Consider the following 10939-nt stretch of genomic DNA (forward strand, 5'->3'; position numbering starts at 1 on the left):
GGGCGAGGTCGATGCCGTCGCCGCCGAGCCCGCGCTCGGTGAGCACGGCGGCGATCTCCCCCGCCAGCCGCCCTGCGCCGCTTTCGGTGCCCATCACCACCATGTGGGCAAGGCGCGGCGCCAGGGGCAGGCGCGCCATGCGCGCGCCCAGCGGCGTGACGCGGCCCTCAGCATCGAGCGCGCCGAGCAGAGAAAGGAGCGCCTTCGCCTCCTTCACCGCCGGCTCGGGCGGCGGGTCGAGGAAGGGCAAGGACGCGGGCGCGCGCACCCCGGCGCGGGCGAGGTCGAGCACCAGGCCGCTGAGGTCGGCCGCCAGGATTTCCGGCGTCGCGAAGGGCTTGAGGCTCGCCGTCTCGCCCTCGGCCCACAGGCGGTAGCACACGCCCGGCTCGGTGCGCCCGGCGCGCCCCCGCCTCTGGTCGGCGCCGGCACGGGAGACACGCTCGGTCACGAGCGTCGTCAGCCCCACGTCCGGCTCGAAGCGCGGCACGCGGGCAAGGCCGCTGTCCACCACCACGCGCACCCCCTCGATGGTGAGCGAGGTCTCGGCGATGGCGGTGGCGAGCACCACCTTGCGCCGGCCCGGGGGCGGGGGCAGCAGCGCCCGGTCCTGCTCCGCCGCATCCATGGCGCCGAACAGCGGCACGAGGTCGACGGCGGGGTCGCGCCACCCCGCTCCCGCCAGGCAGGTCGCGGGTGCGGCGGATCTCGGCGGCGGCCGGGCGAGGAAGGCGAGGATTGAGCCGCGTTCCTCGGAGAGCGCGCGCACCACCGCGTCCGCCATCTGCCCCTCGATGCGCGCGCGCGGGTCGCGGCCGAGATGGCGCGTCTTAACCGGGAAGGCCCGGCCCTCGCTGGCGATCACTGGCGCGGCGGGCGCCTTCGCTGCCCATGAGCGCGGCGACGCGCGCGCCGTCGAGGGTGGCGGACATGGCGAGGAGGCGCAGGTCGTCGCGCAGCCCGCGCTGGCTGTCCAGCGCCAGCGCGAGGCCGAGATCGGCGTCGAGGCTGCGCTCGTGGAATTCGTCGAACAGGACCGCGGCGACGCCGGACAGCTCCGGATCGTCCAGCACCATGCGGGTGAACACGCCCTCCGTCACCACCTCGATGCGGGTGCGGGCGGACACTTCCGAGCGCAGCCGCACCCGGTAGCCGACCCGCTCGCCGACCCGCTCGCCGAGCGTCTGCGCCATGCGGTGGGCGGCGGCACGGGCGGCGAGGCGGCGCGGCTCCAGCACCAGGATCTTGCCGCCCTTCACCCACGGCGCGTCGAGCAGCGCCAGCGGCACCCGTGTGGTCTTGCCGGCGCCGGGCGGCGCCACCAGCACCGCGGCAGGGTTCGCGGCGAGGGTGCGCATCAGGTCGTCGAGGACGGCATCGATGGGAAGCGGCGCGAAGGCGGGCGGCATGGCCGTGTCTTAGACCACAATCGGCCCAGCGGGCGAGGGCGGCGCGACGGGCGAGGGGTTCAAATATCGAGTTGATGATGTGAATAGCGGCAAATCTCATCCTGCGACGTATTATCTATTGAACCACTCGATATAGTCGAATAATCGGGAAGGCGACCTGACCCATCCGGAGAGCCTCATGCGCCGTCCCCTTCTCGCCGCCCTCGCCGCGGCGTTCCTCCTGCCCGGACCGCTCGCGGCCGCGGATGGCAAGCCCCTGCGCATCGGCATCCTCAACGACCAGTCCGGCATCTATGCCGACATGGCCGGCCCCGGCTCGGTGATCGCCGCGCAGATGGCGGTGGAGGATTTCGGCGGCAAGGTGCTCGGCCGGCCGGTGGAGATCCTGGTGGGCGACCACCAGAACAAGCCGGACGTGGGCTCGGCCATCGTCAACCGTTGGATCGACGAGCAGGGCGTCGACGTGATCGCCGACATCCCCACCTCCTCGGTGCTGTTGGCGGTGCAGGAGATCGGCCGGCGCAAGGACAAGCTGGTGCTCGCCTCCACCGGCGGGTCGTCCGATTTCACCGGCAAGTTCTGCGCTCCCACCGGCATCCACTGGACCTACGACACTTATGCGCTGGCCGCCGGCACCGGCGCCTCGCTGGCGAAGGACGGGCCGTGGTTCTTCATCACCGCTGATTATGCCTTCGGCGCGGCGCTGGAGCGCGACACTTCCCAGGCGGTGGAGAAGGGCGGCGGCAAGGTGGTGGGCCGCGTGAAGCACCCGCAGGGCTCCACCGACTTCTCCTCCTACCTGCTCCAGGCCCAGGGCGCGGGCGCCAAGCTCATCGCCTTCGCCAATTCGGGCGCCGACGAGGTGAACGCCATCAAGCAGGCCAACGAATTCGGCATCCCGCAGTCGGGCATCAAGCTCGCCGGGCTCTATCTCCACATCACCGACATCCACGCCATCGGCCTGCCCACGGCCAAGGGGCTGATCCTGACCCAGGGCTTCTACTGGGACCTCAATGACGAGACCCGCGCCTGGTCGAAGCGCTTCTACGCCCGCCACAAGGCCATGCCCACCATGGGCCAGGCGGGCGTCTATTCCTCGATCCTGCACTACCTCAAGGCGGTCCAGGCGGCCGGCACCGCCGATACCGGCCCGGTGGTGGCGCAGATGAAGGCGACCCCGGTGGACGACTTCTTTTCCCATGGCGGGCGGATCCGCGAGGACGGCCGCATGGTGCACGACCTCTATCTGCTGAAGGTGAAGGCGCCGGCCGAGCAGAAATATCCCTGGGATTATCTGGAGCTGATCCGCGTCATCCCTGGCGACGAGGCCTTCCGCCCGCTCAGCGAGGGCGGCTGCCCGCTGGTGACGGCGGCGGCGAACTGAGGGCCGGCATTGCGAGCCGGCGGAAGGCGCGCGGGAGCGATCCCATGGCCCCGCGCGCCTTGCATCGCGCCGCGCCCGGTGGCTTAAGAGCCTCTTCCGCCTTCGGGCCGCGCTGAGGCACTGCTTCATGTCCCTTGCCCCTTCGAGCCTCACCGACAAGGTCACCACCTTTTCCCTCGGCGCCGAGATCGTCGCCGCCGCCTTCCTCGACGCGACGCCGGCCTTTGCGGGCGCGCAGGGGCGGGTGTTCCTGGGCGTCGGCGGCGGCACCGTGGTGAGCGCCCACGAGGGCGCGGTGCTGTGCGCGGTGGCGGACGGCGCCCGCCTCCTCACCGGCGGCGACGACGGGCGGGTGGTGGAGACCGCGCGGACGGCACCGTGACCGAGATCGCCTCCCACAAGGGCCGCTGGATCGACCGCATCGCCTTGGGGCCGGACGGCGCGCTCGCTTATTCCGCCGGGAAGACCGCCTTCGTGATCGCCAAACGCGAGACCAAGAGTTTCGACGCCCCCTCCACGGTGGGCGGCCTCGCTTTCGCGCCGAAGGGGCTGCGGCTCGCCATCGCCCATTATGGCGGGGCGACGCTGTGGTTCCCGAACGCACCCTCCACCAAGCCGGAACTTCTCGGCTGGAAGGGCTCGCATCTCGGCGTCGCCTTCTCGCCGGATGGGCGCTTTCTGGTTTCCACCATGCAGGAGCCGGCGCTGCACGGCTGGCGCGTGGTCGACGGCTCCCACATGCGCATGAGCGGCTACCCCTCGCGGGTGAAGTCCTTCGCCTTCACGGCGGACGGCAAGTGGCTCGCCACCTCCGGCTCGGGCGAGGTGGTGATGTGGCCGTTCCAGACCAAGGACGGCCCCATGGGCAAGGCGCCCACCATGCTCGCGCCCTCCGCCTCCTCGCGGGTGCTGGTGGTCGCCTGCCATCCGAAGGACCCGGTGATCGCCGCCGGCTACGAGGATGGCATGGTGCTGATGGCGCGCATCTCGGACGGCGCCGGAAATCCTCCTGCGGGCGCCCGATGCCGATCCGCTCGCGGCCATCGCCTGGCACCCGGCCGGCGGCGCGGTGGCCTATGCGACGCACAGCGGGGCGGCAGGGGTGCTCGCCTTCTGAGCGCCGGACGCCGCGTCGCGGGCCTGTCACCACCCCACGCTATGGGCTAACGTAACGGGCCTTCGCATCTGCGAAGCGGCCAGCTGGGAGCCATGCCGATGAAGATCGCTGACGTCCGCCGCACCGCCTATTCCATGCCGCTCGTCAGCCCCTCCTATCCGCGGGGTCCCTACCGCTTCTTCGACCGCGAGTTCATGATCATCACCTACCGCACCGATCCCGCGGCGCTGGAGAAGGTGGTGCCCGAGCCGCTGAAGGTCGGCGAGCCGATCGTCAAGTACGAGTTCATCCGCATGCCGGATTCCACCGGCTTCGGCGACTATACCGAGACCGGGCAGGTGATCCCGGTGACGCTCGACGGCGTCGCCGGCGGCTATGTGCACTCCATGTATCTCGACGACGAGGCGCCGATCGCCGGCGGGCGCGAGATCTGGGGCTTCCCGAAGAAGTACGCCAGCCCCAAGTTCCAGGTGGAGACCGACACGCTGGTGGGCACCCTGCACTATGGCAGCGTCCTCTGCGCCTCCGCCACCATGGGCTACAAGCACGTGGCCGCCGACAAGGACAAGGTGCTCGCCTCGCTGCTGGCGCCGAGCTTCCTGATCAAGATCATCCCGGACGTGGACGCCAAGCCGCGCATCTGCGAGCTGGTGCGTTACTACCTGGAAGACATCACCCTCAAGGAATGCTGGACCGGCCCCGCGGCGCTCGGCCTGTTCCCCCACGCCATCTGCGACGTGGCGAAGCTGCCGGTGCTGGAGGTGCTCTCGGCGGTGCATCTCAAGGCCGATCTGACGCTCGGCCTGGGCGAGGTGGTCTACGACTATCTGGCCGAAGACAAGTGATCCATGCGGGATGCGCGGCGCGCCCGCGCATCCGCCGTCGCCCGACACCGCGCCCGGAGGTGAGATGACATGAGCCCGCACGCCAAGGCCCTGCCCGCCGATTTCTGCGACATCGTCAACGAATATGACCGCGTGGCCCTGGTGTTCCAGGGCGGCGGCGCGCTCGGCGCCTACCAGGCCGGGGTCTACGAGGCGCTTTCCGAGACCGGCTGCGAGCCGAACTGGATTTCCGGCGTCTCCATCGGCGCCATCAACTCGGCCATCATCGCCGGCAACACGCCGGAGAACCGGCTGCCGCGCCTGCGGGAATTCTGGGAGACCATCTCCCGCCGCAAGGTGCTGCCCTGGACGCCCGAGGGCGACGTGTTCCGCGCCATGCGCAACCAGCTCAGCGCCTCCATGACCATCCTGCAGGGCCAGCCGGGCTTCTTCCGCCCGCGCTTCCCCAATCCCTGGCTGCTGCCCACCGGCGCCACCGGGGCCACCTCCTTCTACGACACCTCGCCGCTGCACGAGACGCTGGTGAAGCTGGTGGACTTCGACATCATCAATTCCGGCCAGAAGCGCTTCTCGGTCGGGGCGGTGAACGTGCGCACCGGCAACTTCATCTATTTCGACAACAAGATTCACACCATCGGGCCGGAGCACATCATGGCCTCCGGCGCGCTGCCGCCGGGCTTTCCCGCCATCAAGATCGAGGGCGAATACTATTGGGACGGCGGCGTGGTCTCCAACACGCCGCTCCAGTTCCTGCTCGACCAGCCCGACCATCCGAGCGCGCTGGTGTTCCAGGTAGACCTGTTCAGCGCCCGCGGACCGCTGCCGCGCGACATGTTCGACGTGTCCGAGCGGCAGAAGGACATCGCCTATTCGAGCCGCACCCGCTACACCACCGACGTGTTCCGCCGGGTGCAGGAACTGCGCGCCAAGCTCTACGAATCGCTGCTGCGCATCCCCGAGCAGCTGCGCACGCCGGAGGACCAGTGCCTCATCGACGAATACGGTTCCTCCGGCCCGGTCAACATCTGCCACCTGATCTATCAGGAGAAGACCTACGAGCGGGAATTCAAGGACTATGAATTCTCCGGCACCTCCATGCGCGAACACTGGCAGACCGGCTACGAGGACACGCTGAAGACCCTCTCGCGCCGGGAATGGCTGAAGAAGCCGGACGATTCCATCGGCATCGTCGTGCACGACATCCACCGCCTGTCGGAGTGACGGCGGCGATCAGGCCATGAGCTTGAGGATGCCGCGCGCGGCCATGTAGATGCCGAGCAAGGTGAGGAAGCCGAAGAAGATCCGCGAGAACAGCTCGGGCGAGGCCATGATGCGCAGGCGCCGCCCGAGGTTCAGCCCGAGCCCGGCCGGCAGGAGCGCCGCGATCGAGGCGCCGACGATCCACGGGTCCAGCAGCGGCGCGCCGGAGCTGCCCGGCCACATCAGGATCGGCATCATCGCGAACGAGGCCACCATGAAGTTCAGGCCCAGCGCCTGCACCATCTCGTCGCGGCCGAGCCCGAGGGCCTTGAAGAACACCACCGCCGGCAGCATGGCCATGCTGGTCATGCCGTTGATGACGCCGGTGGCGAGGCCGACCAGCGGCGCGATCGGCCCTTCCCAGCCCGCCGGCAGATGGACGTGGATGGAGGCGAGGCCGAGCAGGCCGTAGCAGCACACGACGATGCCCATGGCCGGCAGGGTGAAGGGCGAATCGAGCCCGCCGATGCCGAACCCGCCGATGAAGGTGCCCACCGTGAGCCCGGTCATCATGCTGGCGAAGCGGCGCGCGGTGGAGCGCGCGCCGGGGCCGGTGGCGTACTGCCAGACATTGGTGAAGGCGGCGGGGATGATGAGCAGCGCCACCGCCTGCGGCGGCGGCAGGATCAGCGTCAGCAGGCCGATGGCGACCGTGGGCATCCCCATGCCGACCATGCCCTTCACCGCGCCGGCGAGGACCATCACGAAAAAGCCGATGAGGATCACGCTGGGTATCATCACGAGAGGCGCGGGGAGGGTGCCCCTTCTTGCGCCTTCCGGGGGCGGCGCGCAACCTGCCGCGAGCACGGGGACGCCACATAAAAGCTTATGGCGCCCTCAGATTCTTTCATGCCGGAGGCCGCACCCAGCGGCTTCCCCGGGACGTCGCGCCGTCCGGCCCAAGGGCAGCCGGGCGCCGCGCTCGGCGGCTATTCCGCCGCCACCGCGGCCGGAGCGGACGGGGCCTCGAAGCGGGCAAGCAGGCTCGCCTCCTCGGCCTTGGCGGCGGCGAGGTGGCGCGCCTTCACCGGCCCATAGCCGCGGATCTTCTCCGGGATCGCGGCGATCGCCACCGCCACTGCATGGTTGGCAAGGTCAAGCCGCGGCAGCAGCGCAGCGAGGGTGCGCTCATAGTCGGCAATGAGCTGGCGCTCGATGCGCCGCTCGGCGCTGTAGCCGAACACGTCCAGCGCCGTGCCGCGCAGGCCCTTGAGCTTCGCCAGGACGCCGAGCGCCTTGAGCATCCAGGGGCCGAAGCTCATCTTGCGCGGCTCCCCGGTCGCCGGGTTCTCGCGCGCGACGAGCGGCGGCGCCATGTGGAACTCGAAGCGCAGCGTGCCGTCGAAGGCGCCGTCCACCTGGCGCAGGAAGTCGCCGTCGGTGAACAGCCGGGCGACCTCGTACTCGTCCTTGTAGGCCATCAGCTTGTAGAGGTTCCGGGCGACCGCTTCGGCGAGGCCGGAGCGGCCCGGCGCGCGCGCGGCCTCGGCTGCGCGCACCTTCTCCACCAAGGTGCTGTAGCGCGCCGCGTAGGCGGCGTCCTGGTAGAGGGTGAGGTCGGCGATGCGGCGCGCGATCACTTCGTCGAGGTCCCGCGACAGGCGGCGTGCCGGGGTGCCCGCCCCTTCGGCGCGGCAAGCTGCTCCACCCGCGCCGGATCGTGCGCCGCGCGGCGCCCCCACAGGAAGGCGGCCTTGTTCATGGCGACCGCCTCGCCGTTCAGCTCGATGGCGCGCTCGATCGCCTCGGCCGAAACCGGCAGGGCGCCGAACTGGTAGGCATAGCCCACCATGAAAATGTTCTGCGCCAGCGAGTTGCCGAACAGCGTCGTGGCGAGGCGGTTGGCCTCGATGAAGTGGGTGTTCTCCGCCCCCGCCGCCTGGGAAATGGTGCGCTTGATGCGCTCGGTGGGCAGCGAATAGTCCGCGTTGCGGGTGAAGTCGCCCGGCAGCACCTCGTGGGTGTTCACCACCACCAGCGTCTTGCCCGGCTTCACCGCGGCCAGCACCTTCTTGGTGCCGGCGACAACGATGTCGCCCCCCAGCACCACGTCCGCGCCCCGCGCCGGGACGCGGATTGCGGTGATGTCGGCGGGATCGTTGGCGAGGCGGATGTGGCTGTAGACTGCGCCGCCCTTCTGGGCGAGGCCGGCCATGTCGATCATGCCGCAGGCCTTGCCTTCCAGGTGCGCCGCCATGCCGATGATGGCGCCGATGGTGACGACGCCGGTGCCGCCCACCCCGGTGGCGATGATGCCGTAGGTGCCGTCGATCTGCGGCAATACGGGATCGGGCAGGGCCGCCCATTCGCCGCCGCCCGCCGCCGCCCCGGCCGTCTTCTTCGGCTTCGCCCCGTGCACGTGACGAAGGACGGGCAGAAGCCGTTCACGCAGGAGAAGTCCTTGTTGCAGGACGACTGGTCGATCTCGCGCTTGCGGCCCCACTCGGTCGCCAGCGGCTGGACCGACACGCAGTTGGATTTCACGCCGCAGTCGCCGCAGCCTTCGCACACGCGCTCGTTGATGATGGCGCGCTTGTCCGGGTCCGGGAAGGCGCCGCGCTTCCTGCGCCGCCGCTTCTCGGAGGCGCAGGTCTGGTCGTAGATCAGGACCGTGACGCCCGGGATCTGCGCCAGTTCGCGCTGCACCTCGTCGAGGTCGTCCCGGTGGCGGATGGTGAGCCCCCCGGGCCACAGCGTGTTCGGCGGATACTTGTCCGGCTCGTCGGTCACGACCACCACGCGCTTCGCGCCCTCGGCCGCCACCTGCCGCGCGATCACCGGAACGGTAAGGTCGCCCTCGTGGTGCTGGCCGCCGGTCATGGCGACGGCGTCGTTGAACAGGAGCTTGTAGGTGACGTTCACGCCCGCGGCGATCGAGGCGCGCAGCGCCAGATAGCCGGAATGGTTGTAGGTGCCGTCGCCCAGATTCTGGAACACGTGGCCGCGCTTGGAGAACGGCGCTTCGCCAATCCAGTTGGCGCCCTCGCCGCCCATCTGGGTGAAGCCGGTGGTCTCCCGGTCCATCCACTGCACCATGTAATGGCAGCCGATGCCGGCATAAGCGCGCATGCCCTCCGGCACCTTGGTGGAGGTGTTGTGCGGGCAGCCGGAGCAGAAATAGGGGATGCGGTTCGCCACGTCGCCGGTGGCGGCAAGCACGCGCTGCGCCTCCTCCAGTTCGCCGACACGCTGGGCGATGTCCGGCATGTCGCCATAGGCGAGAAGGCGGCGGCCGAGCTGGATGGCGATGTCGTTCGGGTCGAGCGCGCCCTTCACCGGGAACATCCATCGGCCCTGCTCGTCCTTCTTGCCGATGCAGACCGGCTGGTTCGCGGTGCCGTAAAGCTCCTCGCGCACCTGCACCTCGATGAGGGAACGCTTCTCCTCCACCACCATGATGAGGTCGAGGCCGCGCGCGAACTCGGTGAGCCCCTGCGTCTCCAGCGGCCACGGGCAGGCGACCTTCCAGATGCGGATGCCGAGGTCGTTGGCGCGCACCTCGTCGATGCCCAGCTCGTCGAGGGCCAAACGCACGTCGAGATAGGACTTGCCGACGGTGGCGATGCCGATGCGCGGGCGCGCTCCGCCCGAGGTGATGAAGCGGTTGAGGTGGTTGACCCTCAGATAATGCAGGATGGCGTCGCGCTTGAATTCCTGGAGCCGCTCCTCCTGCGCGATGGGGGTGTCGCCGAGGCGGATGTTGAGGCCGCCGGGCGGCATGGCGAAGTCGGTCGGCGTGACGATCGAGACCCGGTCGAGCCGCCCGTCGACGATGCCGGTGCTCTCGATGGTGTCCTTTACCGCCTTGAGGCCGACCCAGGTGCCGGAGAAGCGCGACAGCGCCCAGGCATGGAGGCCGTAGTCGATGATCTCCTGCACCCCGGCGGGATTGAGCACGGGGATCATCACGTCGACGAAGTGGAATTCGCTCTGGTGCGCGGTGGTGGAGCTCTCGCATGTGTGATCGTCGCCCATCAGCGCGATCACGCCGCCATGCTTCGCCGTGCCGGCATTGTTGGCGTGGCGGAACACGTCGCCGGAGCGGTCGACGCCCGGGCCCTTGCCGTACCAGAGGCCGAACACGCCGTCGAAGCGGCCTTCCCCGCGCAGCTCCGCCTGCTGGGAGCCCCACAAGGCGGTAGCCGCCAGGTCCTCATTGAGGCCGGGCTGGAACTTGATGTCGTTGGCCTTCAAAAGCCGGTCGGCGCGACCGAACTGCTGATCGAGCCCGCCGAGCGGGGAGCCGCGATAGCCCGTCACGTAGCCGGCCGTATTGAGGCCGGCGCGGCGGTCGCGCTCCTTCTGCATCAAGGCGAGGCGCACCAGCGCCTGGGTGCCGGAGACAAACACCCGCTCCTGGGAAAGGTCGTACTTGTCGTCGAGCGATACGGGCTTGAGAGCCATGGGGCGCCTCCGGGGCGCGGCCAGCGCGGGACAAACCGCCGCAGCCGTCTTCCGTCTTAGGCTGGCACGGAGTGTCGCACCCGGCAATTTCGTTGTTCAAACTCTAATCGAAACGAAATTGCCCAAAAGCCGGGCGTGACGAATTTTGGTGCATTGCGGCATGGGCGGCGCGCTGCAGCATGGGGAAGGGGGCGAGGTGCCTAGCCCGGCAGCAGGCGCTCGCTCTGCAGGTAGCCGGTGAGCAGGCCGAGGCCGAACAGCATCACCAGCAATGCCGCCACGAGCTCGATGCCGCTCATCACCGCCGCCGCCCAGCGGGCATCGGACGCGGCGATGCGCACCGCGAGGCGCTTGCCGTAGACCGCCAGCGCGGCGATCGCCGTCACCGTGAGCGCGGTGCCGAGGCCCATGGCGAAGGCGGCGGCCACCCCGCTCATGAACACGCCCTGGGAGAGCGCGAAGGTGAGCACCAGGATGGCGCCCGAGCACGGCCGCGCGCCGGCGGAGAGCACCGCCACCG

8 protein-coding genes and 2 pseudogenes are annotated in these 10939 nt (G+C 69.7%); 4 read left to right on the forward strand and 6 right to left on the reverse strand.

The genetic code is table 11. The features are described from left to right. Positions 1-1409, reverse strand: a pseudogene (gene hrpB / locus AC2W7M_RS11960) (ATP-dependent helicase HrpB); the annotation flags it as partial. Positions 1410-1587: 178 nt separating this feature from the next. Here hrpB and AC2W7M_RS11965 point away from each other — a divergent pair. The 4 genes and pseudogenes from AC2W7M_RS11965 to AC2W7M_RS11980 all read left to right on the forward strand — a co-directional run bounded on the left by AC2W7M_RS11965 (position 1588) and on the right by AC2W7M_RS11980 (position 5976). Beyond that, positions 1588-2793, forward strand: coding sequence for an ABC transporter substrate-binding protein (locus AC2W7M_RS11965; protein WP_486132558.1), 1206 nt, complete (start codon positions 1588-1590; stop codon positions 2791-2793). Positions 2794-2920: 127 nt separating this feature from the next. Further along, positions 2921-3910, forward strand: a pseudogene (locus AC2W7M_RS11970) (WD40 repeat domain-containing protein). A gap of 98 nt (positions 3911-4008) precedes the next feature. Beyond that, entirely contained in the window at positions 4009-4755 is a 747-nt protein-coding gene (locus AC2W7M_RS11975) for an acetoacetate decarboxylase (protein ID WP_486132559.1), read from the forward strand. 69 nt (positions 4756-4824) lie between these two features. Next, complete coding sequence (locus AC2W7M_RS11980) at positions 4825-5976, forward strand: patatin-like phospholipase family protein (protein WP_486132560.1); 1152 nt, start codon at positions 4825-4827, stop codon at positions 5974-5976. A 9-nt stretch (positions 5977-5985) separates the two neighbouring features. On the opposite strand, the gene AC2W7M_RS11985 is transcribed toward AC2W7M_RS11980, so the two are convergent. The 5 genes from AC2W7M_RS11985 to AC2W7M_RS12005 all read right to left on the reverse strand — a co-directional run. Further along, complete coding sequence (locus AC2W7M_RS11985) at positions 5986-6753, reverse strand: sulfite exporter TauE/SafE family protein (protein ID WP_486132564.1); 768 nt, start codon at positions 6751-6753, stop codon at positions 5986-5988. A 191-nt stretch (positions 6754-6944) separates the two neighbouring features. Next, positions 6945-7595, reverse strand: a complete 651-nt coding sequence (locus AC2W7M_RS11990; RefSeq protein WP_486132561.1) for a DUF6537 domain-containing protein — start codon at positions 7593-7595, stop codon at positions 6945-6947. After that, positions 7592-8287, reverse strand: coding sequence for a 2-oxoacid:acceptor oxidoreductase family protein (locus AC2W7M_RS11995; protein ID WP_486132565.1), 696 nt, complete (start codon positions 8285-8287; stop codon positions 7592-7594). The genes AC2W7M_RS11990 and AC2W7M_RS11995 overlap by 4 nt, the downstream gene beginning before the upstream one ends. Beyond that, positions 8176-10419, reverse strand: coding sequence for an indolepyruvate ferredoxin oxidoreductase family protein (locus AC2W7M_RS12000; protein WP_486132562.1), 2244 nt, complete (start codon positions 10417-10419; stop codon positions 8176-8178). The genes AC2W7M_RS11995 and AC2W7M_RS12000 overlap by 112 nt, the downstream gene beginning before the upstream one ends. Positions 10420-10619: 200 nt before the next feature. Further along, positions 10620-10939, reverse strand: a 320-nt coding sequence (locus AC2W7M_RS12005; RefSeq protein ID WP_486132563.1) for a HoxN/HupN/NixA family nickel/cobalt transporter, incomplete at its 5' end; no start/stop codon positions are given.

The sequence above is a fragment of the Xanthobacter sp. BG11Y11_SDJG genome (assembly GCF_057364445.1).